Consider the following 22,189-nt stretch of genomic DNA (forward strand, 5'->3'; position numbering starts at 1 on the left):
GGGGGAATCCTTTGCTTTGCGGTTGACTCGGGTTGGAATGGCGCTAAAAGGCGGGTTCCAGAGATTTACGCCGGGCGGCTTGCGCCCGCCCGATAGGAGCTGTTGTTATGGCGAAGCCGACCACAATCAAAATCCGCCTGAACTCGACCGCGGATACCGGCCACTTCTATGTGACCAAGAAAAACGCACGCACCATGACCGAAAAGATGGTTGTCAAAAAGTACGACCCGGTTGTGCGCAAGCACGTTGAATACAAAGAAGGCAAGATCAAGTAAGATCGCCATTCTTTGGGTAAAGAGCCGTCCCCTTGGGGCGGCTTTTTTCGTTTACGCTTCGCGGTGCAGGATGTGTGCCGCCACTTTACGTCCCAGCAGGTAATAGGCATTGGGTCCGGGATGGAATCCATCCGTGGCCATCATCTCGCGTGTTAGCGGCACATCGAAGGGCAAGTAGTCCACCCCCATAGATGCCGCTTGCTCGGCAAGGGCGCGGTCAAAACGGCGTGCTTGAAGCCCAAGAAACCAGCGCAGGGGATTGGGCAGCAGCGGGAAACGATCTATCGGAGGAATGCCGGTGGCGATGACGCGTTTTGCGCCCCATTTCTCGAACAAGAGCGTGTAGAGATCGGCCCGGCACGCGAGCAGGCGATAGAGCGGTGTCTGGCTGGTCACGTCATTTACCCCCAGAACCACCAGCACGATGTCGGTTTGCTCGGGCATCTGGGATTTCAGCAGGGGCAGGGTTGTGCGGGTTGTCGATCCAGTGCGGGCCAACAGGCGCCATCTAACGTGATACGATGTGCCAAGCGCACTGACGAGCTGCCCCGACAGTGCCTCGGACTGATGCGGCGCACCCACCCCCGAAGCAGAGCTGTCGCCCACGATCAAGAGCGATAGGTTGGGGCCGGTGCCCTGCGCTCCGAAACGATGCCCGGGGGGCTCAGGCAGCAGCGTGGCCGTCTTGCGCACCTTCAACGCCTGCGCGGTCAGCAGTGGGCTGAGGATGAGCTTCGCGATGTTTTCGAACAACCGATTCATAGGATCACTCTAGCGGAACAAAAAAGGGCCGGTCACGAGGACCGGCCCTTATAACACGTCAACGTGTTATGATCACTCGCGGTTGCCCAGGAACTGCAGCAGGAACATGAACAGGTTGATGAAGTCCAGATACAGGCTCAGCGCGCCCATGATTGCGGATTTCGCCAGCCATTCGCTGTCCATAGCGTGGGCGTGTGCGATGTAGTCGGTCTTGATTTTCTGGGTGTCATAGGCGGTCAGGCCAGCAAAGATCAGAACGCCGATCACCGAGATGGCGAAGTGGATCATCGACGAACCGATGAAGATGTTCACGATCGAAGCGACGATGATGCCGATCAGACCCATGATCAGGAAAGCACCCATCGGTCCAAGGTCGCGCTTGGTCGTATAGCCGTAAAGGCTGAGACCCGCGAAGGCGATGGCGGTGACCAAGAAGGTCTGCGCGATGGAGACACCGGTGAAGATCACGAAGATATAGGCTAGCGAGATGCCCATCACAGCCGAGAAGGTGTAGAAGAACAGCTGTGCGCCGGCGGCGGACAGGCGGTTGATCATTGCGCCAAAGGCAAAGACCATGATCAGCGGGGCAAACATCACGATGTAGCGGGTGAAGCCGGTGAACAGCGTCTCCATCATCGCGGCATTGTTGCCAACGGCCCAAGCGGCGGCGAAGGTCAGAAGAAGACCTATCGACATGGTGCCGTATACTTTGTTCATGTGGGCGCGCAGCCCTTCGTCGATCGCGGCGCGCGTGCCGGCACCTGCGCGAATCGTGTCAAACTCAGCCATTGAGACCTCCAAGCAAACTTATTGTTGCGGTTTCCCAAAAGAAAACCGCCCTTGACCGATATATTGGCAAGGGCGGCGCATTTTTCAAGAGCTTAACGGCGTGAACTGGTCAGTATTGCCAGTGCGAGGGCACGTCCCAGATCGGGCGGTCGGCTTCGCGCTGTGCCTGCTCAATAGATAGGCCCAGATCGTTCAGGCGATGGGCGTCCAACTGAGAAAGGGCCACGCGCTCGCGGCGGGTTTCAACAGCGGTTGCAATCCATGTCAGCAGCGAGAAGCTGCGTTTTGCGGCGGGGGCATTGGTGCAGGTTACGGCGGTCATCTCGTCTCTCCTTCGTGTTTGCGATGAATGATGTGTGTTGCATCAAATTTCGTGATTGTTATGCTTGATCTCGATGGATAAGTAAAATGAATGATTTTGTAATGAATCATCACGAGGAGTGATATGCCGCGCAATCTTGATCTAACTGCCCTGCGCAGTTTTGCCACCGTCGCCGATGCGGGCGGAGTTACGCGCGCTGCTGGACTTCTGCATCTGACGCAATCCGCAGTGTCCATGCAGTTGAAACGTCTTGAGGAGAGCCTCGGACGTCCGCTCTTGGATCGTTCAGGGCGCGGCGTGTCCTTGACCGCAGACGGAGAGCAGCTGCTGGGCTATGCGCGCCGCATTCTGCGTCTGAATGACGAGGTGTATTCGCGCCTGACCGACCAAGCTTTCGAGGGCGAAGTCGTTTTGGGTGTGCCTGCTGACGTCGTCTATCCGGCGATTCCCAAGGTGTTGCGCCAGTTCCATGCGGCCTATCCGCGGATGCGGGTTCAGTTGATCTCGTCCTATACCAGCCGGTTGAAGGCGATGTTCGCGCGCGGGGAATGTGATGCGATCCTGACCACGGAAGAAGAGATGGATGCGGGCGGCGAGACCTTGACCGCGCTTCCCTTGGTCTGGGTCGGCGCGCCGGGTGGGCAGGCGTGGCGGCAGCGCCCCTTGCGCTTGGCGTTCGAGCATAACTGCATCTTCCGCAAAGAGGTGCAGCAGGCGTTGGACGAGGCAGGCATCCCGTGGGAAATGGCCGTCGAAAGCGATTCGACGCGCACCATCGAGGCATCCTTGTCGGCGGATCTTGCCGTTCATGCGGTGATCGAAGGCACGGTGCGCAGTGATTTGGTCGTGGTTGATCACGGCGGCGCGCTGCCGGACCTCGCGGTGACGCAGGTGAATATGTATGCCGCCAAAAGCGGCAATCAGGCGATGGACGAGCTTCTGGACATGATCCGGCGCGCGTTTGACGAGCTGTAAGGCCTGTTCTGGGGCTTAGCTGTTTGGCTCCATCGTGACCACCACCTTGCCCGTGGACTTGCGGCTGAGCAGAAGCTCCAGCGCGTCCTCGGCTTGGTCCAGCGGCAGGGTGTGGCTGACATGTGGTTGTATCTTGCCGTCCGCATACCAGTCCAGAAGCTGACGCAGGCTATCGGTCAGAACCTCGGGTTTGAACTTCAGATAGCCACCCCAATACAGCCCAATCGCTGTGATGTTCTTCACCAGCATATGGTTGGGTTTCAGATTGGGCATGTCGCCCGAGGCAAAGCCGATATACAGGAACCGCCCGTCTGGGTTGGTGGCGCGGAACGCGGCCTCGCCCTGTTCACCACCGACGGCATCATAGACCACGTCTGCGCCACCAAGCGCTTTCACGACCTCGCGGATGTCTTGGGTGGTGCTGTCGATCACATGATCCGCGCCTGCACGTTTGCAGATCTCAAGCTTATCAGCCCCACGTGCGCAGGCGATGACCCGCGCGCCCATCACCTTGCCGATTTCGACAGCCGTCAGGCCAACGCCGCCGGCCGCACCGAGCACCAGAAGGGTCTCGCCGGGTTGAAGGCGGGCTTTGTAATCCAGCGCGACGTGGCTTGTGCCATAGGCGATCTGGAACGCCGCGGCGTCCTCGAAGCTCATATTGTCGGGCAGGGGAAGGCAGCGATCGGCCGGGAACACGCCTTCGTCTGCCAGCCCGTCCTTACCGGAAAACACCACAACGCGCGTGCCGACGGCAGGGCCATCGGTCTCTGGCCCAAGTTCGGTCACGATGCCGGCGGGCTCCATCCCAAGGGAAAACGGGACCTCTGGCGTGTCCTGATAGCTGCCTTTGGTCATCAGAAGGTCGGCGAAGTTCAAGCCGCACGCGCGGATATCCACGCGCGCCTGACCGGGGTCGACGGGCAAGGGCTGCTGGTCTGTCAATGCAGGGCGTTTGCCAAGTTCTGTAACGCGAAATGTTCTCATGGGGCCTCCTGCCCGTGATGTAACGTGGTGATGAAAAAAAATCGAGGGGGTCACGGCCCATCTTCTTCCAAAGCCGATCTACCGGTTAAATTGCAATGCTTAGTTGAATGTGTTAGGCAGCCTATGCGCGCAGGTAATGCGAGGACTTACTCGCAAGGGTGGTGAGAGACTTCTTGTACTCGCCGCTTGCTTTTGTCCGTGTGCTTGACTTTGAGTCTTTGTTCATTCGCTGACGCGGCGACTGATGTGTAGGAAGTATGTAGGGCTGCTTAGCAGCGTGTTAACGAGGAGTTGTTGTATGAAGCATCCTGTGGATGTCCATGTAGGCAAACGAGTACGCCATCGGCGTTGGATGGTGGGTATGACTCAGCATCAATTGGCCGAGAAAGTCGGAATCAAGTTCCAACAAATTCAGAAATACGAAACCGGCATGAACCGTGTCTCGGCGTCGCGACTTTGGGACATTGCTGCGGCTCTGTCCGTTCCAGTCAGCTTCTTTTTCGAAGGATTGGAAAGCCACGCGGACGATATGAACGGCGCATCGATGCCGGGAGATATCCTTGCAGATAAGGAAGCGCTGGATCTGGTGCGCAGCTATTATGCCATTCCAGAAAACCAGCGCCGCCGACTGTTCGAACTGGCGCGTGTGTTGTCGGACGTCGCCTGACGCTTGACGTGACTTGGGCATCGCTGATACCGCGCTTGGTACGAGCAAGAGGGATCGGCGATGCAGACGTTGGACGCAAACACTCAGACTGACCTTATTCGCGTGGCAAACGCTTTGGCGGATGCGGCGCGTGAGGCGGTTCTTCCTTACTTTCGATCATCAGATCTGACGGCGGACAACAAGCTTGTAGAAGGCTTTGATCCGGTCACCGAAGGGGATCGGGCGGCCGAAAAAGTCATGCGTGAACTTCTGGCAGAGCTGCGCCCCGAGGATGCTATCTTTGGAGAAGAGTTCGGCGCGAAGGAGGGCACCAGTGGCCTGACATGGGTGGTGGACCCGATTGACGGCACACGCGGCTTCCTGTCGGGCACGCCGACATGGGGTGTGCTGATTGCCGTTGGTCCAGAGACCGGTCCGGCTTTGGGCATTATCGACCAACCCTACATCAAGGAACGGTTCCTTGGCGGCTTTGGCGAGGCTTGGGTCGAAGGACCGCAGGGGAGACGCGCGTTGAAAACCCGCGCGACCCGTGATCTGTCGGACGCGATCCTGTTCACTACCTTCCCGGAAGTCGGAACCGCCGAAGAAGCCGAGGCATTTCATGCCGTGGCGCGCCAGGCCAAGCTGACACGTTATGGGATGGACTGCTACGCCTATGGTCTGGTTGCTGCCGGGCAGGTCGACATGGTGATCGAAGCGGGGCTGCAATCTTATGATGTTCAGGCCCCGATCGCGGTGATCGAGGCCGCGGGCGGTATCGTCACCGACTGGCAGGGCAACCCGGTCCATCAGGGTGGCCGCGTCGTGGCTGCCGCCAATGCCGAGCTTCACGCGCAGGCGCTGGAAGTGTTGTCGAAGGTCTGACCGTTATTTGATCTTCCGGCCTCTGGCCCAAACAGCCGAAATCGCGCGATCATCCCCCATCATGATGGTTGGAAAGATGGCTTCCCAAATGGTTTCGGCCCGCGCCGCGCGCTGGGCGATGGCGGGGGTTGATGCCAGATCGACCGCGATGATGTCGGCCTCGTATCCCGGGGCCAGACGCCCGATCTTGTCATCCAGATGGATTGACGCGGCGGACCCTGCGGTCGCCAGCCACCACAGCTGTGCCGGGTGCAGCGCTGTGCCGGACAGCTGCCCAACCTCATAGGCCGCCGCCATGGTGCGCAGCATCGAGAAGCTGGACCCGCCGCCCGTGTCGGATGCCAACCCGATCCGGTGGCCCTGTGCCATCAAGCCCTGCATGTCAAAAAGGCCCGAGCCGATGAACATGTTCGAGGTGGGGCAGTGGATCAGACTTGCTTCCAGTTCTTGGATTCGGTCGCGCTCGCGTTCGGTCAGGTGGATCGCGTGGCCCAGCAGGGCGCCTTTACCCACCAAGCCGAACTTCTCGTACACATCCAGATAGTCGCGCGCGTCGGGGAAAAGGTCCGCGACCCACGCAATTTCCTCGTGCTGCTCGCTGATATGGGTCTGCATCAACAGGTCCGGGTGCTCGGACCAGAGCGCACCCAAGGCTTCCAGCTGTTCAGGGGTCGAGGTCGGGGCGAAGCGCGGTGTGATCACGTAGGACAAGCGGTCTTGGCCGTGCCAGCGCTCTAGCAAGGCTTTGCTGTCGTCATAAGCGGATTGCGCCGTGTCGCGCAGATTGTCCGGCGCGTTCCGGTCCATGCAGGTCTTGCCGCCCAGCGCCCGAAGTCCGCGCGACTGTGCTGCGGTGAAATACGCATCCACGCTTTCCGGGTGAATGGTGCAATAGCTGACCGTTGTGGTGGTGCCCGCCGCGGTCACGAGGTCAAAATAGGTCTCGGCGATCTGGGTGGCGTGGCCCGCGTCTCCAAACCGGCTTTCTTCGGGGAAAGTATAGCTGTTCAGCCAGTCGATCAGCCGCTTACCCCACGACGCAATAATGGCGGTTTGGGGATAGTGCACATGCGTGTCGACGAAGCCGGGGGACAACAGCGCGTCCCCCATATCGATCACGCGGGCCTCGGGGTGCTGGGCACGTAGGGCATCTGCCTCGCCTACATTGGCGATCAATCCGCCCTGCATCAGAATCGCACCCCGCCGAATATGCGTGGCCGAGTCCTTGGGGCGCCCCTCGAACGGGGTGTGGTTGAATTGAAGAACCTGTCCCAGAAGCAGTTCCATGAGGACCTCCGTTATCGCCGTCGTTCACGGTAGGCCGCGAATTTCACCTGTTCAACGTCTTTCTGCCGGTTCACTTGTGGGATGGCTTGGCCTATGGTCAGGCCAACCAACGGACGGAGGGCGCGCGATGCTGGATGATCACTATATCGACGATACGCCCGAAGAAGGTGACTACGAGCTGGATCGCGAAACATTTGGCCCTGTGCGCGATGCACTGGATGCAGAGGATGGCCCCGCGCTTCAGGCCTTGCTTGAGCCGCTGCATGCCGCAGACATCGCTGACCTTGTTGAACAGTTGCCGGAAGACGAGCGCGACACGTTCGTGCGCCTATATGGTACGGAATTCGACGGCGAAGTGCTGTCTGAATTGGATGAACGCCTGCGCGAAAAAGTGGTCCACGCGATGGATCCAGAGGTTCTGGCCGTGGCCGTGCGGGATCTGGAAACGGATGACGTCGTTGACCTGATCGAGGATCTGGACGATCCGCAGACAGAAGCCGTTCTGGAGGCTCTGGACGACGATGACCGGGTGGTGGTCGAGCAGTCTCTGTCTTACCCCGAGGAGTCCGCAGGTCGTCTGATGCAACGCGAGCTGGTCGTGGCGCCGGATCATTGGAACGTGGGGCAGACGATTGATTTCCTACGCGCTCAGGATGATCTGCCCGAACAGTTCTATCACGTGATTTTGGTCGATCCGCGTATGCGCCCGACCGGCTATGTCACCTTGGGCCGCTTGATGGGCAGCGCACGCGAGGTGCCCATGACCTCGCTGACTGAAGACAGTTTCCGCACCATCCCCGTCTTGCAGGACGAGGGCGAGGTCGCCTATGCGTTCAACCAGTACCACCTGATTTCCGCCCCCGTCGTGGACGCGGATGACCGTCTGGTCGGTGTCATCACCATTGATGACGCGATGGTCATTCTGGATGAAGAACACGAAGAAGACATCCTTCGTCTGGCTGGTGTGGGCGAGGAAAGCTCGCTGTCCGATAAGATTGTGGAAACCACAAAGCGCCGCTTTCCGTGGCTGGCGGTGAACCTTGTGACCTCGATTCTTGCGTCGCTGGTGATTGCGCAATTTGACGAAGTGATCACCCAGTTCGTCGCGCTGGCGGTGCTTATGCCCATCGTTGCTTCGATGGGGGGTAATGCGGGCACCCAATCCCTGACTGTGGCCGTGCGAGCCATTGCCACAAAAGACCTTACATCCGCGAACCTGTGGCGTGTGATCTGGCGTGAAGCGGCCGTTGGGCTGGTCAATGGGATCGTCTTTGCGGTGGTCATGGGCATCGTAGGCGTCATCTGGTTCGGCACGCCGCTGCTGGGTGTCGTGATCAGCGTGGCGATGGTCGTGAACCTTGTGATCGCAGGTCTTGCAGGCGTTATCATCCCGGTGGTGCTGGACCGAATGGATATTGACCCGGCATTGGCCTCGGGTGCGTTCGTGACCACGGTGACGGATGTCGTGGGGTTCTTCGCCTTCCTTGGCCTTGCCGCCGTATTGCTGATCTGACGACCCTGACTGGATCCCGACATGACCGACCTGACTGCCGTGAAAGCGGCCGCCCGTAAAGCTGCCTTTGCCCGCCGCAAAGAGGCGCATTCCGAAGCACGCTCGTCGCTGGGCGTGGCGCATCTGATTTCCGTTTTGAATGACGATAAGGGTAAGGCGATGGCGGGCTATATGCCCATCCGGACCGAGATCAATCCGCTGCCCGCGATGGCCGCGATGGCGGCGTGGTCAACGATTGGCGTTCCGTATATTACGGGCGCGGGGAAGCCTCTGAAATTCGCCAACTGGCGCCCGGACAGCGACATGGTGGATGGGCCTTTCGGTGCGCAAGTGCCAGCCACGCTAGAGTTCATCACGCCCGAGGTGGTGGTTGTCCCGCTGGTGGCTTTTGACCGCAAGGGCGGGCGTCTTGGCTATGGCGGCGGTTTCTATGACCGCACGCTGGAAGGGCTGCGGGCTGAACGACCGACCTTGGCCATTGGTTATGCATATTCTGCACAAGAGGCCGAGGGGTTGCCGCTGGAACCCACCGATCAGCCTTTGGATGCGATCGTGACCGACGAAGGGGTGACTTGGTTCTAGGACTCACGATGTGAGCCAGTAGGGGCTTTGCCCCTCTTGCCCTTGGTGCGAAAGCCGCCTAGGGCTAGTCCCATGAAAATACTCTTTCTTGGTGACATCATGGGGCGCGCCGGACGGCGTGCGGTAACCGAGCGGCTGAAAGCGCTACGCAACGACTGGAAGCTCGACTTCGTCGTAGCCAATGGCGAGAACGCCACCAGCGGTCATGGGCTGAATGCGGGTCATGCGAAGACGCTGCTGGAGGCAGGTGTGGACGTGATCACCCTTGGCGATCATGCGTTCGATCAGCGCGATATGCTAAGCTTCTGCGAACAGGAGAAGCGCATCATTCGCCCCCTGAACTATGCCAAGGAATGCCCTGGAGTGGGAGCACGTGTCTTTGCGGATACGCGTGGGCGCAAGATTTTGGTCACGCAGGTGCTGGGTCAGGTCTTTATGAAACGCGCCTATGATGATCCGTTCTCGGCCGTGGATCTGGTGCTGAAGCGGCATACGCTTGGTGGAGCCGTGCAGGCGTCGCTTGTCGACATCCACTGTGAAGCCACATCCGAGAAGATGGCAATCGGCCATTGGTGCGATGGACGTGCAAGCGTGGTCGTCGGGACGCATACCCATATCCCGACGGGTGACGCGCAAATTCTGACCAAAGGCACCGCGTTCATGGCGGATGCCGGGATGTGTGGCGATTACAACAGTGTGATCGGTATGCAGAAGGAAGAGCCCATGCGCCGCTTCGTGACCGGCATGGCAAAGGGCCGCTTTACCCCGGCCGAAGGCGAGGCGACGCTGTCGGGTTTGTATATCGAAACCGATGATCGCACCGGCAAGGCCACGCGGGTGCAAATGGTGCGCAATGGGGGGCGGTTGGCACAATCCTCGCCCTTGGATGCAGGCTGAGGCATCTGCCAAAATCCGTCCAATCGCAAAACCGTGCTTGCCCATGACAGATGCGCAGGGCAAAACTGGTCCAAGCGTTTAAACGGGGATATTGCATGGGTTTATTCGAGTTCAGCGCCACCACACAGGCGGTGATTGCCCTGATGACAGTGGGCGGGATGTTCGTCCTGTTCCTGCGCGAAAGCTTCCCGACTGAAGTCGTCGCCATTGGCGGTGTCTCGATCATGCTGGTCATGGGCATTTTGGACTATGAAAGCGCGCTCGAGGTTCTGTCGAACCCGGCCCCGTGGACGATTGCAGCGATGTTCATCGTGATGGGATCGCTGGTGCGCACGGGCGCGCTTCAGTGGTTCACGCAAATTGCCGAGAAAAAGGCTGAACACAGTCCGATGATGGCTCTGGCCGCTTTGATGGGCTTTGTCGTGATCTCGTCCGCGGTGGTGTCCAACACGCCGGTGGTTGTCGTGATGATCCCGGTCTTTATCCAGCTGGCCAAGAAGATCGGCCAATCGGCCTCGAAATTGCTGATCCCGCTGAGTTATGGGGCCATTTTGGGGGGCACGCTGACGCTGATCGGGACGTCCACCAACCTTCTGGTCGATGGTGTCGCACGAGAGGGCGGGCTTGAGCCGTTTACGATTTTTGAAGTCACCCCTTTAGGCATCGTTCTGGTCGCCTGGGGCATGATTTACCTGCGTTTCATTGCCCCAAAGATCCTGCCGGATCGTGACAGCATGGCCACGCTTCTGTCCGACAGATCCCGTAAGAAATTCTTTACAGAGGCGGTGATCCCACCGGAATCCAACCTGATCGGACGCGAAGTGAACGGGGTTCAACTGTTCAAGCGCGAAGGCGTACGGCTGGTGGACGTGGTGCGCGGCGATACCTCGCTTCGGCGCAATCTGGAAGGCGTGACGCTTCAGCTTGGTGACCGGGTCGTTCTGCGGACTGCGATGACCGAGCTTCTGAGCCTTCAGCGCACCAAAAGCTTGAAGCGCGTGGATCAGGTTTCGGCGGTGGAGACGACCACGGTTGAAGTGCTGATTTCTCCGGGCTGTAAGATGGTCGGCAAGCAGCTGGGCCGGATGCGCCTGCGTCGTCGATATGGTGTCTATCCGCTGGCCGTGCACCGCAAGAACCAGAATATCGGCCGCCAGTTGGATGAACTGGTGGTGCGTGTGGGCGATACGCTTTTGCTGGAAGGGGCGCCTGAAGACATCCAGCGTCTGGCGCAAGATATGGATTTGGTCGATGTGACCGCGCCGTCGGACCGTGAATATCGTCGAGGCCATGCGCCGATCGCCGTGGCCGTCCTGTTTGGTCTCGTTGCTTTGGCCGGTTTTGGCGTTGCGCCGATTTTCCTGTTGGCCGTCCTGGCCGTGGCCGTGGTGCTGCTGACGCGCTGCATCGATGCGGACGAGGCATTCGGGGCGGTAGATGGCCGCCTTCTGGTGCTGATCTTCTCGATGCTGGGTATCGGGGCCGCGCTGGAGAACTCAGGCGCGGTGGCGCTGATTGCCGAAGGAATTGCGCCGCTTCTGGGCAAGCTGCCACCCTTCTTGATCGTCTGGGCGATTTATCTGCTGACTTCGGTCCTGACCGAGCTTGTATCGAACAATGCTGTGGCGGTGGTGGTGACCCCCATCGCCATCGGGCTGGCAACGGCGCTGGGCTTGGATCCGCGCCCGCTGGTGGTGGCGGTGATGGTCGCAGCCTCGGCCAGTTTTGCGACGCCGATTGGCTATCAGACCAACACGCTGGTGTATGGACCGGGGGGCTACAAGTTCTCGGACTTCCTGAAGGTGGGGATCCCGCTGAACCTGTCGGTGGGCATTCTGGCCTCGGCCTTGATCCCGTTCATCTGGCCGCTGTAAGTGGCGCCGCCCATCTTTCCCGAACGCGCGTCCCTGCTGCTGCTGGGGCGTTGGGCGCTGAATTTCGATGTAGATGGCCCGGCGCAGGATTGGGCGGACGACGTCTTGTCATGGGCGGCGGGCGTTGAGGCAGGGGATCCTCATCAAGAGGTCGCCGCACGCGCAATTGAAAGCGGCGCGCTTTACACACTGGCAGACCTGCCAAGCCCGGCGCATTGGGGCGAGTTGTCCGACTTGATCCGCGATGCCGTGCGAAATTTGTGTCTATCCACACCCGACACCCCCGACAGCGCCACGCGGTGGCTGGCGCGGATGCATCTGGGGGATATTCTCGCCGCCAGGGGTGACGACTTCGACGCGCTAAAGAAGGTCTCGCGCCTTTGGTTTGATCACGAGACGCCCGATCTGCATCAGTTCTATCTGTTCAAACACGCGATCCGGGACGTGACGCGGGACGGGCAGCAGGCGCATATCCCCGGTCTGACGCGGGACAGTTGGCAGGGCGATTTGGTCGCGGCCATCAATGAGTGGATGGAGCAGACCCCGGCGCCCGATCTGCTATAGCGGCCAGAACACCAGAATCGCGGGGATCGACACCGCGACGACGAGGATCTCTAGTGGCAGTCCCATACGCCAGTAATCCCCGAACTTATAGCCACCGGGGCCAAGGATCAGCGTGTTGTTCTTGTGCCCAATGGGGGTCAGGAACGCGCAGGAGGCCGCAATGGCCACGGCCATTAGGAACGGGTCGGGGTTCTTGTCCAACGCATGTGCCATCTGGATTCCCACGGGCGCGGCGACGATGGTGGTCGCGGTGTTGTTCAAAACGTCCGACAGCGTCATGGTGACGATCATCAACACGGTCAGAACCGCCCATGCAGGCAGGCCTTCGGTTATCCCGACCAACGTACCGGCGATCAGCTCGGTCCCGCCAGAGGCCTCAAGCGCGGCCCCCAAGGGGATCATCGAGCCGAGCAGCACCACGACGGGCCATTCGATATGGGTGTAGAGTTCGGACAGGGGGATGATCTTGGCCAGCACGTATCCGATCACGACAAGCCCCAAGGCCACCGGTAGATAGATCAGGCCAAAGCTTGCGGCAGCAACGGCAGCCGCGAACAGGCCGATGGCCAGCCAGACCTTTTCGTCCCGTGTGACCGTTAGCCCGCGTTCCGCCAGCGGAAGGCAGCCCAGCCATTCGGTCACATCTGCTTCTCTGCCTTGCGGGACTAGAAGCAATAGGATGTCACCCGGATGAACCTCGGTTTTGCGGACCTGCTTGGTGATCTTCTTGCCCGCCCGCGAAATACCCATCAGGACCGAGCTTTGACGCCAGTTCAAACCAATCGATTGCGCGGTCCTGCCGGCAATCCGGGCGTTCTCGGGGACGACGACCTCGATCTTCGATAGACCCTCGCCCTCGGCTTTCAGCTTCTCTTCGCGGTGGGTTTCGGCAAAGGCCAGCCCAAGGGCCGCGCGGAATTCGTCCAAAGCCTCGGGCGTGGCTTCCAGCACCAACGCGTCATGTGCCCGAAGCATGGTGCCGCGCTGGGTGCCATAGCGGCGCGAACCGTCACGTACCAGACCAAGGATCGCGACATCATTCTTCTCGGCATCGTTCAACAGCTCTTTCAGGCGCTTTCCAATATGCTTTGAATCCTCGGGCACGGTCAGTTCGGCCACATACTGGCTGAACTCGTCCATTGGGTTGGATCCGTTTTTATCCGCGTCCGGTTGAGGGATCAGTCGCCAACCAATCAGCGCCACGAAGATCAGGCCCGCGATGGCGGTGACGCCGCCCACGGGGGCGAAGTCGAACATCTTGAAGGGTTCGCCCAAGGCGTCCTCGCGGATCGAGGCAATGATGATGTTGGGGGGCGTGCCGATCAGTGTGACCATGCCACCAAGGATTGTGGCGAAGGACAGGGGCATGAGGCTGAGCCCCACGGGGCGGGCGGCTTTTCGGGCGGTCTGGATGTCGACGGGCATCAGAAGGGCAAGGGCCGCGACGTTGTTCATGAAGGCTGACAGCACGCCGCCGATGGCGCCCATCAGGGCGATATGCGCGCCCAAGGATCGCGAGGCATCGACCAGCGTGCGGGTGATCAGAAACACGGCTCCGGATCGCACCAGTCCCGCCGACACCACCAACACCAGCGCGACGACCAGTGTGGCGGGGTGGCCGAAGCCGGAAAACGCCTCTTTCGTGGGGACGACGCCAAGGGCGACCCCCAGCATAAGTGCGGAAAAGGCTACGATATCATAGCGGAAGCGGCCCCAGAGCAGCAGGCCGAATACGGCACCGAAAAGCGAAAAGAGAATGATCTGGTCTGTCGTCATGCCCAAGAAGTAACCCGTGGGCGCGTGCACGTCACCCGTAGATTACGGGGAAAAGCGTGGCAACAAGCAGCAGGGCCATGGTGATGTTAAAAGCGCGCAGCCGTGCGGGGTTGGTCAGGATCACGCGGATTTTCTGCCCCAGAACGGTCCAAGTGGACACCGACGGCAAGTTCACCGTACCAAAGATCACGGCCACCAGAAGAACGGCCCCCATATCGCGCGACGGCGCATAGGCACTGATCGCAGTCAGCGCCATCGCCCAGGCCTTCGGGTTCACCCATTGAAAGGCCGAAGCTTGCAGAAAGGTCATCGGTGTGCCGCCCGCCGTGCCCGTGCCGGGTTCGGAGGCGCGGGCGATTTTCCACGCGAGCCATAAAAGGTAGGCCACGCTGCCCGCCTTCAGCACCGTGTAGCTGACCGGGTAAAGGTCGAAAAGCTGCATCAGCCCCGCGCCAACCAGCACGACCATCAGTGTGAATCCCAGCGCCACACCCAGCATATGCGGGATGGTGCGGGCAAAGCCGAAATTCGCTCCCGACGCCATAAGCATCAGGTTGTTTGGTCCCGGCGTAATGGACGACACAAAAGCAAAGGCGACAAGCGCGAAGAGGAGGTCATAAGTCATGGAAGGGATTGTTGCGCAACATTTGCGCCGTGAGATTGCAAAGTTGCACAGATATCGGATAAAAGCACAACTAATGGTGAAGAATGATCACATAAATCAACGAATATTGCGCGATTTGTCGAAAGACGGCCGCTTGCCCAATACCGAACTGGCGGATCGCGTGGGCCTGTCGCCCTCTGCCTGTCTACGGCGCGTGCAAGAGCTGGAACGCAGCGGCGTGATCACCGGCTATCGGGCAGTGCTCGACCCGGTCGCGATGGGCGTGGGCTTTGTGGCCTATGTCACGGTTGGCCTGAACGACCACACTAAAGAGGCGCAGGAAGGGTTCGAACGGGCCGTGGCGCTGTATGACGAGGTGCGCGAGTGTCACAACATCACGGGCACCGTCGAATATCTGCTGCGGGTCGAGGCCGAAGACCTGATCGCCTACAAGCGCTTTCACACCGACAAGCTGGGCACGCTGCCACAGGTGCATCAGTTGGTGACCCATGTGGTGATGGGTTCGCCCAAGGATGAACGCGCGTAATCGGGTGCCGCGGCTGGCGCTGTCCGGTGCGATAGGGTATATATTTCGAAACGCGAATGCCTGACGGAGCCCCCCCATGACCCGACTCTTAGCCCTGACCGCCGTGCTTGCCCTGATGGCCTTGCCTGCGCGTGCCAATGACGCCGCGATCGAGGGCATGCAGGATTACATGATGTTCACGGAATACGAAGCCGGGATCATTCTGCCCCAGCAGATCGACGAAGGTGTATTCAACGCGGTCCTGTTCATTGATGTCCGTGACGCAGAGCAATTTGCCGAGGCCCATATCCCCAGCGCGATCAATATCGAGTGGCGCGAAGTGCTGGATCGGATCGACGAGATTCCAACCGACCGCAAGGTGATCGTCTATTGCAACACCGGCACCATCTCGTCTCAGGCGATGTTCGCCCTGCGGGTGGCCGGGCGCGAAAACGTGTCCGTTTTGCAGACTGGGCATCGAGGCTGGCAGGAAAACGCGGCCTACAAGCCCTAGGCCCCCCTTGCCCCTTGTCCGCCCCATGGGCTATTGAGCCTCGAACGAAGAATTTAGTCGGAGGTCGCCATGGCTGGCCACTCAAAATGGGCAAACATCCAGCACCGCAAAGGTCGCCAGGACAAGCTGCGCTCGAAACTGTTTTCGAAACTCGCAAAAGAGATCACCGTGGCCGCCAAAATGGGCGACCCGGATCCCGAGAAGAACCCGCGTCTGCGTCTGGCCGTGAAAGAGGCCAAGTCAAGCTCGGTCCCGAAGGACGTGATCGAACGCGCGATCAAGAAATCGCAGGGCGGTGATGCGGAAAACTATGACGAGATCCGGTATGAGGGCTATGGCCCCAATGGTGTCGCCGTCATCGTCGAAACCATGACCGATAACAAGAACCGGACTGCGTCGACCGTGCGCTCGACCTTCACTAAGAACGGCGGCAACTTGGGCGAAACCGGTTCGGTGGGCTTTATGTTCGACCGGAAGGGCGAAGTGATCTATGGTGCCGACGCGGGCGATGCAGACACCGTGATGGAAGCCGCCATTGAAGCGGGTGCCGAGGATTGCGAAAGCGACGAGAACGGCCACCGCATCACCTGCGCCGATACCGACCTGAACGAAGTGTCGACCGCGCTGGAAGCCGCACTGGGCGAGTCGGAATCGACAAAGCTGATCTGGCAACCGAACATCACGACCGAGCTGGACCTCGAGAACATGCAAAAGCTGATGAAGCTGGTGGATGCGCTTGAGGATGATGACGACGTGCAGCGCGTCACCACCAATTTCGAAGCCTCAGACGAGGTGATGGCGCAGCTGTAAGCACGACGTCAGAAAGAATTCAGGCCCCGGCGCGGTTTCTCTGCGTCGGGGTCTCTTGTTTTTGGATCCAATCCGGTGTCATGTCGCGGGATGAGCAGCACACTGACCTTACACCGCCCCGCGCATGGGATCGCATGGATGCTGTCGGCAGGCCTGTTTTTCGTGATGATGAACGCGCTGGTAAAATATGTCGGGCAGGAGCTGCCGTCCTCGCAAGCCGCGTTTTTGCGTTATGTTTTCGGGCTGGTCTTTGTTCTGCCTGCGCTTGGTCAACTTGCTAAGGCGCGGTTCTCGGCACGGGTTTGGCAGCTTTTCGTTGCGCGCGGTGTGGTGCACACCGGGGCCGTGTTGTGCTGGTTTTATGCGATGACCCAAATCACGGTGGCCGAGGTCGTGGCGATGAACTACCTCACCCCGATCTATGTGATGCTGGGGGCCGCGGTTTTTCTGGGTGAAAGTTTCTCGACTCGTCGGATGCTGGCGGTCGCAGCGGCCTTTCTTGGGGTGCTGATCATCTTACGTCCGGGTCTGCGCGAACTGGGCGCCGGGCATATCTCGATGGTGTTCACAGCGATCTTTCTGGGGATTTCGTATTTGATTGCCAAACGGTTGGCGCAAGACGCATCAGCGGGTGTGGTGGTGGCAATGATGTCAATCACGGCAACCATCGGTCTGGTGCCCGCCGCTGTTATGGTCTGGGTGCCACCTAGTTTGGTGCAGATGGCATGGCTGGCCGTGGTCGCGTTTTTTGCGACAGCTGGCCACTATTCCATGTCCCGTGCGTTTGCCGAGGCCCCTGTATCGGTCACCCAGCCTGTTACCTTTCTGCAAATCATTTGGGCCGCTGCGACAGGCGCAATCTTCTTTGCCGAACCGGTCGATTTTTGGGTGGTCGTTGGCGCAGGCGTGATCATGGCCGCGGTTACATACATCACGTGGCGCGAGACCGTTTTGAAACGCCGTGTGACCCCCAACCCGAACGAGCCGAAAACGTAAAAGGGCGCCCGCTTGGGACGCCCTTTTGCATGGTTTCTGGGGCGATCAATCCGACCAGCTAACGCCCGTTAGGTCATTCGCCTGCGTGGGCGCGTTTTCCCACAGCCCGTTGATCTTGGCATTCGCCACGCCAGTTTTCGCCAGTTGGAACAGATAGCCGTTTACATAGTCATCCGCGATGATTTGCTGGGCCTGTTTGTTTAGCTCGGCGCGCATGGCCGGGTCCGAGGTCACCGACAGCTTCTCGATCAGCGCTTGGAAGTCGGCGTTGTCATACTGGAAATAGTATTCCGGGCGGGCGTAGATGTTGATATCTGCGGGTTCGGTATGGCTGACGATGGTCAGGTCATAATCCTTGCCTTTGAACACCTGCTCGATCCACTGCGCCCATTCCAGATTGCTGATCTCGGTGTTGATGCCGACATTGCGCAGTTGGGCGGCGATGATCTCGCCTCCGCGGCGGGCATAGGCGGGGGGCGGCAGCATCAGCCGCAGGGTTAGGTTCTCGGCTCCAGCCTCGACCAGCAGCGATTTTGACATCTCGGGGTCAAAACCGGATTGGCCGGTCAGATCCACATAATCCGGGTTGTGCGGAGCAAAGTGGGTGCCGATGGGTGTCCCAAAACCATGCATCGCGCCGTCGATAATGTCCTGTCGGTTGATCGCATGAGCAATCGCCTTACGCACGCGGACATCGGCCAGCGGGCCGGACTTGTTGTTGGTGGATAGGATGGTCTCACCCTCGGTCGAGCCCACGATCACGTTGAAACGTGGATCCGCTTGGAACTGGGCCAGCGTTTCGGGCGCAGGGAAGTTCGGGAAAGCGTCGACGTCGCCAGCCATCATCGCAGCAAAGGCGGCGTTCGGGTCCGAGATGAACTTGAACGTGGCTTTGGCCAGTGCAGGTGCGTCGCCCCAATAGGCGTCATTGCGTGCGATGGTCACATGATCGCCCTTGGCCCATTCCACAAAGGAAAACGGGCCGGTGCCTACGGGGGAGGTCGCTGCAGTGTCGATGCTTTCCGGCGCGACGATCACGGCATCGCCCCAAGCCATGTTGAAGGCGAAATTGCCGTTGGGGGCAGACAGTTTCACCGCGACCGAGGTCGGGCTGACCGCCGTCACGCTTTCGATATCCTTGAACAGCGCTTTCTGCGCGTTGGTCGAATCTTCCGCCCGCGCGCGATCCAGCGAGAAGACAACGTCATCGGCATCCATCGTGGTGCCATCATGGAAGGTGACGCCTTCGCGTAGGGTGAAGGTATAGGTCAAGCCGTCCTCGCTGACCTCCCACGCGCTGGCCAGACCAGGCAGCACCGCGCCATCCGGGCCAAAGCGGGTCAGGCCCTCGTAGATATTGGCATAGACGACTTCATCAATCGCGGCGGCAGCGCCTGCGGTGGGATCCAGATTTGGCGGCTCAAGCACCATGCCCAATGTGATCGCGTCATTGCCGGCTAAAGCGGTCGTTGCCATCAGCGCCCATGCGCCTGCTGTAAGTTTCAGGTTGGTCATCTTGATCCTCCTTACCCGTTCTGCGGGATATACCATATGAAACGCGGGATTTTGGGCCAAGGCAAGGGAAAGACGTCCCGTCATTCCCCTTTGAAATTCTGCGATGCAGCATTATAGTCCCCGCCAGCGAAGAGGATCAGGGAGGAGAACCATGAGCGCCTCGGCCAAGATTAAAGCACCGACCCCGTCGGACATCCGCGCCCGCAAAGGGGATACGCCCTTAGTCGTGCTGACTGCATATGCGACCCCGACCGCCCAGATGATGGACGCACATTGCGACATCGTTCTGGTGGGCGACAGCGTGGGTATGGTGATCCACGGGCTTCCCGACACGCTGGGCGTCACGATGGAGATGATGTGCCTGCATGGGGCCGCTGTGAAGCGCGGTCTGTCGCAGGCCATGATGGTCGTCGACATGCCGTTCGGCTCTTACGAAGAAAGCCCGCAGCAAGCCTTCCGCAACGCCGCCCGCCTGATGCGCGAAACCGGCGCGGCTGCGGTGAAACTGGAAGGTGGCGTGTCGATGGAAGAAACCATCCGCTTCCTGACCAGCCGCTCGATCCCTGTGATGGCCCATGTGGGCCTGACCCCGCAAGCGATCAACACGCTGGGCGGCTATGCTGTGCAAGGCCGTGGCGAGGATCGCGCGCGCGTGATGGCAGACGCCAAGGCGGTGGAAGCGGCGGGTGCGTTTTCGGTCGTGCTGGAAAAAGTGCCGGAAAGCCTGGCCAACGAAATCACCGAAGCCGTGTCCATCCCGACCATTGGCATCGGCGCCTCGGCACAATGTGACGGGCAGGTTCTAGTGGTGGACGACATGCTGGGCCTGTTCACGGCCTTCAAACCGAAATTCGCCAAACGCTATGCAACTTTGGGCGTGGATGGTGAAAAAGCCATTGCCAAATATGCCCAAGAGGTGCGAGACCGCAGCTTCCCGGCGCCAGAGCACGTCTTTGCAGATGAGGTCAAAAAGAAATGAAGATCATTCGTTCCAAGGACGATCTGCGCACCCTTCGTCGTAGCTGGATTTTCAAGGGCGAGCGTGTGGCCGTGGTGCCCACGATGGGTGCGCTGCATGCGGGCCACTTGTCTTTGGTGGACGAGGCGAAGAAACATGCAGACCGCGTGATCGTCACGATCTTCGTGAACCCCAAGCAGTTCAACAATCCGGATGATCTGGACAAGTATCCCCGCACGGAAGAGGACGACGCCGCGAAGCTGGCACCTTACGGGATTGATGCGCTCTATGTGCCGACGCCGGATCAGATCTATCCTGATGGTTTCGCCACCAATGTGCGTGTGACGGGTCTGACCGAAGACCTAGAGGGCGCGCACCGCCCCGGCCATTTCGATGGTGTCGCAACCGTGGTGTCCAAGCTGTTCCTGCAGTCCCGCGCCGATGTGGCCTGTTTCGGCCAGAAGGACTATCAGCAGATGCTTCTGGTCCGTCGCCTGTCCGAGGATTTGGACATCGAGACCGAAGTGATCGCCTGCCCCACAGTGCGCGAGGATGACGGGCTGGCAATGTCGTCGCGCAACGTGCGCCTGACCGCGGAAGAGCGCGCCATCGCGCCCGCGTTGAAAGCCGAGATGGACCGCGCTGCCGAGGCCATCCGCCGTGGTGCAGAGCCACGCGTGGTGCTGGACAGCGCCAAGGCGCAGATCGAGCGCGCGGGCTATCGCACGGTCGAATATCTGGAACTGCGCGACGCCGAGACCTTGCAGCCTGTGAAAGACCTGTCGCGCCCCACGCGCCTGCTGGCAGCAGCGATGCTGGGTGATGTGCGGCTGATCGACAACATCGCGGTCTAAGAGCTCGTCTGCACATGTGAGGCGCGGTGCTCTTTCCGGATCACCAGCTTCAGGCCGGACCAGATCTCGTCCACGGCGCAGACCTTCACGTCGACCAATGTGGTCTTCAGGGCAGTGTCGCGGATGACATCCTCGGTCATGTCAGTGGGAACTTTCGAGGTCTTCTTCGGCCAAGATACCCAAATCATGCCATCGCAATCTAGCGCGGCGAGAAGCTTAGGCAGGGCGGCGTCGAAGGTGGCGCGGTCGTCGGTGAACATTTGGATCACGTCGTAGGGGCCAGAGAGTTGATCGGCTGACGTATCCTCGACCAAAATGAAGGCGCGGCTTGAGGCGAGGTAATCTTGTGCAGCCGGGCGACCGATCCACACTACGCGCTGCCCATCTTTTAGGCCCAGCTTCTTTTCTAGCGGTGTTCCAGAGTATCCCGACATCTGATCCTCAAACGAAAAGGGCGACCAATTGGCCGCCCATTTTGCATGAATTTTGAAAAGATCAAAGGTGGCGCTCGACCATCATTTTCTTGATCGAGGCGATTGCCTTGGCCGGGTTCAGGCCTTTCGGGCAAGTCTTCGAGCAGTTCATGATTGTGTGGCAGCGATACAGCTTGAAGGGGTCTTCCAGCTGGTCCAGACGCTCGCCGGTGGCTTCATCGCGGCTGTCGATGATCCAGCGATAAGCGTGCAGCAGCGCGGCCGGTCCAAGATAGCGGTCACCGTTCCACCAATAGCTCGGGCACGAGGTCGAGCAGCTGGCGCACATGACGCATTCATAGAGACCATCAAGCTTCTTGCGGTCCTCAATGGACTGCTTCCACTCTTTCGCGGGGCGGTTGGTCTTGGTTTCCAGCCACGGCATGATCGAGGCGTGCTGCGCGTAGAAATGCGTCAGGTCCGGGATCAGGTCTTTCACCACCGGCATGTGCGGCAGCGGATAGATCTTCACGTCGCCCTTGATCTCGTCCATCCCGTAAATACAGGCCAGCGTGTTGATCCCGTCGATGTTCATCGCGCACGATCCACAGATGCCTTCACGGCAGGACCGGCGGAAGGTCAGGGTCGGATCAATCTCGTTCTTGATTTTGATCAGCGCGTCCAGAACCATCGGACCACACTTGTCCATGTCCAGGAAATAGGTGTCCACACGGGGGTTTTCGCCATCATCCGGGTTCCAGCGATAGATCTGGAACTTGCGGACATTGCTGGCACCCTCGGGTTTTGGCCATGTCTTACCGACGCGAACGGTCGAGTTCTTGGGGAGCTTGAATTGTACCATCTG

General features: G+C 59.7%; 25 protein-coding genes. 15 read left to right on the forward strand and 10 right to left on the reverse strand.

Translation table 11 applies throughout. The annotated features are described in order from the left end of the window. Positions 1–107 precede the first annotated feature (107 nt). Complete coding sequence (gene rpmG / locus MWU53_RS13180; protein WP_008034579.1) at positions 108–275, forward strand: 50S ribosomal protein L33; 168 nt, start codon at positions 108–110, stop codon at positions 273–275. A 51-nt stretch (positions 276–326) separates the two neighbouring features. Here rpmG and MWU53_RS13185 read toward each other — a convergent pair whose 3' ends face one another. From MWU53_RS13185 to MWU53_RS13195, 3 genes are all read right to left on the reverse strand, one after another. Beyond that, complete coding sequence (locus MWU53_RS13185; RefSeq protein WP_247094086.1) at positions 327–1,037, reverse strand: SGNH/GDSL hydrolase family protein; 711 nt, start codon at positions 1,035–1,037, stop codon at positions 327–329. 72 nt (positions 1,038–1,109) lie between these two features. Continuing rightward, the gene (locus MWU53_RS13190; protein WP_247094088.1) at positions 1,110–1,826 is read right to left on the reverse strand and encodes a Bax inhibitor-1/YccA family protein; all 717 of its coding nucleotides are present in this window, start codon (positions 1,824–1,826) and stop codon (positions 1,110–1,112) included. Between the two features lie 109 nt (positions 1,827–1,935). Next, positions 1,936–2,148, reverse strand: coding sequence for a DUF1127 domain-containing protein (locus MWU53_RS13195; protein ID WP_247094090.1), 213 nt, complete (start codon positions 2,146–2,148; stop codon positions 1,936–1,938). A 123-nt stretch (positions 2,149–2,271) separates the two neighbouring features. Between MWU53_RS13195 and MWU53_RS13200 the strand changes: the two genes are divergently transcribed. Further along, positions 2,272–3,123 carry a LysR family transcriptional regulator gene (locus MWU53_RS13200; RefSeq protein WP_247094092.1) on the forward strand — a complete coding sequence of 284 codons (852 nt, stop codon included), beginning with the start codon at positions 2,272–2,274 and terminating at the stop codon, positions 3,121–3,123. Between the two features lie 15 nt (positions 3,124–3,138). On the opposite strand, the gene MWU53_RS13205 is transcribed toward MWU53_RS13200, so the two are convergent. Next, entirely contained in the window at positions 3,139–4,110 is a 972-nt protein-coding gene (locus MWU53_RS13205) for an NADPH:quinone oxidoreductase family protein (protein ID WP_247094093.1), read from the reverse strand. 298 nt (positions 4,111–4,408) lie between these two features. Here MWU53_RS13205 and MWU53_RS13210 point away from each other — a divergent pair, with 298 nt between their 5' ends. Together MWU53_RS13210 and hisN are read left to right on the forward strand one after the other, a co-directional pair. Further along, positions 4,409–4,777, forward strand: coding sequence for a helix-turn-helix transcriptional regulator (locus MWU53_RS13210; RefSeq protein WP_247094095.1), 369 nt, complete (start codon positions 4,409–4,411; stop codon positions 4,775–4,777). Positions 4,778–4,837: 60 nt separating this feature from the next. After that, positions 4,838–5,641: a histidinol-phosphatase gene (gene hisN / locus MWU53_RS13215; protein WP_247094097.1), complete on the forward strand. Its 804-nt coding sequence runs from the start codon at positions 4,838–4,840 to the stop codon at positions 5,639–5,641. A gap of 3 nt (positions 5,642–5,644) precedes the next feature. On the opposite strand, the gene guaD is transcribed toward hisN, so the two are convergent. Further along, positions 5,645–6,928 (reverse strand): guanine deaminase, encoded by a 1,284-nt coding sequence (gene guaD / locus MWU53_RS13220; RefSeq protein WP_247094099.1) that lies wholly within the window; start codon positions 6,926–6,928, stop codon positions 5,645–5,647. A gap of 127 nt (positions 6,929–7,055) precedes the next feature. Between guaD and mgtE the strand changes: the two genes are divergently transcribed. The 5 genes from mgtE (at position 7,056) to MWU53_RS13245 (ending at position 12,358) form a co-directional block, all read left to right on the forward strand. Next, positions 7,056–8,441 (forward strand): magnesium transporter, encoded by a 1,386-nt coding sequence (gene mgtE / locus MWU53_RS13225; RefSeq protein WP_247094101.1) that lies wholly within the window; start codon positions 7,056–7,058, stop codon positions 8,439–8,441. Between the two features lie 21 nt (positions 8,442–8,462). Beyond that, a complete protein-coding gene (locus tag MWU53_RS13230) occupies positions 8,463–9,023 on the forward strand; it encodes a 5-formyltetrahydrofolate cyclo-ligase (protein ID WP_247094103.1) in 561 nt (186 codons plus the stop codon). Positions 9,024–9,095: 72 nt separating this feature from the next. Next, a complete protein-coding gene (locus MWU53_RS13235; RefSeq protein WP_247094105.1) occupies positions 9,096–9,920 on the forward strand; it encodes a TIGR00282 family metallophosphoesterase in 825 nt (274 codons plus the stop codon). A 95-nt stretch (positions 9,921–10,015) separates the two neighbouring features. Continuing rightward, complete coding sequence (locus MWU53_RS13240; protein WP_247094107.1) at positions 10,016–11,794, forward strand: SLC13 family permease; 1,779 nt, start codon at positions 10,016–10,018, stop codon at positions 11,792–11,794. Further along, positions 11,795–12,358, forward strand: coding sequence for a hypothetical protein (locus MWU53_RS13245; RefSeq protein WP_247094109.1), 564 nt, complete (start codon positions 11,795–11,797; stop codon positions 12,356–12,358). Here MWU53_RS13245 and MWU53_RS13250 read toward each other — a convergent pair. After that, the gene (locus tag MWU53_RS13250; protein WP_247094192.1) at positions 12,353–14,134 is read right to left on the reverse strand and encodes an SLC13 family permease; all 1,782 of its coding nucleotides are present in this window, start codon (positions 14,132–14,134) and stop codon (positions 12,353–12,355) included. The genes MWU53_RS13245 and MWU53_RS13250 overlap by 6 nt on opposite strands. A 31-nt stretch (positions 14,135–14,165) precedes the next feature. Next, positions 14,166–14,759, reverse strand: coding sequence for a LysE family translocator (locus tag MWU53_RS13255; protein ID WP_247094111.1), 594 nt, complete (start codon positions 14,757–14,759; stop codon positions 14,166–14,168). A 73-nt stretch (positions 14,760–14,832) separates the two neighbouring features. On the opposite strand from MWU53_RS13255, the gene MWU53_RS13260 reads away from it, so the two are divergent. From MWU53_RS13260 to MWU53_RS13275, 4 genes are all read left to right on the forward strand, one after another. After that, complete coding sequence (locus MWU53_RS13260; RefSeq protein ID WP_247094113.1) at positions 14,833–15,285, forward strand: Lrp/AsnC family transcriptional regulator; 453 nt, start codon at positions 14,833–14,835, stop codon at positions 15,283–15,285. A 76-nt stretch (positions 15,286–15,361) separates the two neighbouring features. Further along, positions 15,362–15,778: a rhodanese-like domain-containing protein gene (locus MWU53_RS13265; protein ID WP_247094115.1), complete on the forward strand. Its 417-nt coding sequence runs from the start codon at positions 15,362–15,364 to the stop codon at positions 15,776–15,778. Positions 15,779–15,847: 69 nt separating this feature from the next. Continuing rightward, a complete protein-coding gene (locus MWU53_RS13270) occupies positions 15,848–16,588 on the forward strand; it encodes a YebC/PmpR family DNA-binding transcriptional regulator (RefSeq protein WP_247094117.1) in 741 nt (246 codons plus the stop codon). A 90-nt stretch (positions 16,589–16,678) separates the two neighbouring features. Further along, positions 16,679–17,584 (forward strand): DMT family transporter, encoded by a 906-nt coding sequence (locus MWU53_RS13275; RefSeq protein ID WP_247094119.1) that lies wholly within the window; start codon positions 16,679–16,681, stop codon positions 17,582–17,584. Positions 17,585–17,629: 45 nt separating this feature from the next. Here MWU53_RS13275 and MWU53_RS13280 read toward each other — a convergent pair whose 3' ends face one another. Then, complete coding sequence (locus MWU53_RS13280; protein ID WP_247094121.1) at positions 17,630–19,099, reverse strand: ABC transporter substrate-binding protein; 1,470 nt, start codon at positions 19,097–19,099, stop codon at positions 17,630–17,632. 151 nt (positions 19,100–19,250) lie between these two features. Between MWU53_RS13280 and panB the strand changes: the two genes are divergently transcribed. Further along, a complete protein-coding gene (panB, locus tag MWU53_RS13285; protein ID WP_247094123.1) occupies positions 19,251–20,078 on the forward strand; it encodes a 3-methyl-2-oxobutanoate hydroxymethyltransferase in 828 nt (275 codons plus the stop codon). Beyond that, positions 20,075–20,911: a pantoate--beta-alanine ligase gene (panC, locus tag MWU53_RS13290; RefSeq protein WP_247094125.1), complete on the forward strand. Its 837-nt coding sequence runs from the start codon at positions 20,075–20,077 to the stop codon at positions 20,909–20,911. Before panB ends, panC begins: the two co-directional genes overlap by 4 nt. Here panC and MWU53_RS13295 read toward each other — a convergent pair. Next, positions 20,908–21,345 carry a hypothetical protein gene (locus tag MWU53_RS13295; RefSeq protein WP_247094127.1) on the reverse strand — a complete coding sequence of 146 codons (438 nt, stop codon included), beginning with the start codon at positions 21,343–21,345 and terminating at the stop codon, positions 20,908–20,910. The two genes, panC and MWU53_RS13295, sit on opposite strands and share 4 nt — an antisense overlap. A 61-nt stretch (positions 21,346–21,406) precedes the next feature. After that, on the reverse strand, positions 21,407–22,186 hold the full coding sequence (locus MWU53_RS13300; protein WP_247094129.1) for a succinate dehydrogenase iron-sulfur subunit: 780 nt from the start codon (positions 22,184–22,186) through the stop codon (positions 21,407–21,409). Between the last annotated feature and the right edge of the window lie 3 nt (positions 22,187–22,189).

The organism is Aliiroseovarius sp. S1123 (assembly GCF_023015885.1).
Lineage (GTDB): Bacteria > Pseudomonadota > Alphaproteobacteria > Rhodobacterales > Rhodobacteraceae > Aliiroseovarius.

Excerpts from the sequence above, each read along its gene's own strand:
- rpmG (WP_008034579.1), top strand. The coding sequence starts at position 108 with ATGGCGAAGCCGACCACAATCAAAATCCGCCTGAACTCGACCGCGGAT.
- MWU53_RS13185 (WP_247094086.1), bottom strand. The coding sequence starts at position 1,037 with ATGAATCGGTTGTTCGAAAACATCGCGAAGCTCATCCTCAGCCCACTG.
- MWU53_RS13190 (WP_247094088.1), bottom strand. The coding sequence starts at position 1,826 with ATGGCTGAGTTTGACACGATTCGCGCAGGTGCCGGCACGCGCGCCGCG.
- MWU53_RS13195 (WP_247094090.1), bottom strand. The coding sequence starts at position 2,148 with ATGACCGCCGTAACCTGCACCAATGCCCCCGCCGCAAAACGCAGCTTC.
- MWU53_RS13200 (WP_247094092.1), top strand. The coding sequence starts at position 2,272 with ATGCCGCGCAATCTTGATCTAACTGCCCTGCGCAGTTTTGCCACCGTC.
- MWU53_RS13205 (WP_247094093.1), bottom strand. The coding sequence starts at position 4,110 with ATGAGAACATTTCGCGTTACAGAACTTGGCAAACGCCCTGCATTGACA.
- MWU53_RS13210 (WP_247094095.1), top strand. The coding sequence starts at position 4,409 with ATGAAGCATCCTGTGGATGTCCATGTAGGCAAACGAGTACGCCATCGG.
- hisN (WP_247094097.1), top strand. The coding sequence starts at position 4,838 with ATGCAGACGTTGGACGCAAACACTCAGACTGACCTTATTCGCGTGGCA.
- guaD (WP_247094099.1), bottom strand. The coding sequence starts at position 6,928 with ATGGAACTGCTTCTGGGACAGGTTCTTCAATTCAACCACACCCCGTTC.
- mgtE (WP_247094101.1), top strand. The coding sequence starts at position 7,056 with ATGCTGGATGATCACTATATCGACGATACGCCCGAAGAAGGTGACTAC.
- MWU53_RS13230 (WP_247094103.1), top strand. The coding sequence starts at position 8,463 with ATGACCGACCTGACTGCCGTGAAAGCGGCCGCCCGTAAAGCTGCCTTT.
- MWU53_RS13235 (WP_247094105.1), top strand. The coding sequence starts at position 9,096 with ATGAAAATACTCTTTCTTGGTGACATCATGGGGCGCGCCGGACGGCGT.
- MWU53_RS13240 (WP_247094107.1), top strand. The coding sequence starts at position 10,016 with ATGGGTTTATTCGAGTTCAGCGCCACCACACAGGCGGTGATTGCCCTG.
- MWU53_RS13250 (WP_247094192.1), bottom strand. The coding sequence starts at position 14,134 with ATGACGACAGACCAGATCATTCTCTTTTCGCTTTTCGGTGCCGTATTC.
- MWU53_RS13255 (WP_247094111.1), bottom strand. The coding sequence starts at position 14,759 with ATGACTTATGACCTCCTCTTCGCGCTTGTCGCCTTTGCTTTTGTGTCG.
- MWU53_RS13260 (WP_247094113.1), top strand. The coding sequence starts at position 14,833 with ATGGTGAAGAATGATCACATAAATCAACGAATATTGCGCGATTTGTCG.
- MWU53_RS13265 (WP_247094115.1), top strand. The coding sequence starts at position 15,362 with ATGACCCGACTCTTAGCCCTGACCGCCGTGCTTGCCCTGATGGCCTTG.
- MWU53_RS13270 (WP_247094117.1), top strand. The coding sequence starts at position 15,848 with ATGGCTGGCCACTCAAAATGGGCAAACATCCAGCACCGCAAAGGTCGC.
- MWU53_RS13275 (WP_247094119.1), top strand. The coding sequence starts at position 16,679 with ATGAGCAGCACACTGACCTTACACCGCCCCGCGCATGGGATCGCATGG.
- MWU53_RS13280 (WP_247094121.1), bottom strand. The coding sequence starts at position 19,099 with ATGACCAACCTGAAACTTACAGCAGGCGCATGGGCGCTGATGGCAACG.
- panB (WP_247094123.1), top strand. The coding sequence starts at position 19,251 with ATGAGCGCCTCGGCCAAGATTAAAGCACCGACCCCGTCGGACATCCGC.
- panC (WP_247094125.1), top strand. The coding sequence starts at position 20,075 with ATGAAGATCATTCGTTCCAAGGACGATCTGCGCACCCTTCGTCGTAGC.
- MWU53_RS13295 (WP_247094127.1), bottom strand. The coding sequence starts at position 21,345 with ATGTCGGGATACTCTGGAACACCGCTAGAAAAGAAGCTGGGCCTAAAA.
- MWU53_RS13300 (WP_247094129.1), bottom strand. The coding sequence starts at position 22,186 with ATGGTACAATTCAAGCTCCCCAAGAACTCGACCGTTCGCGTCGGTAAG.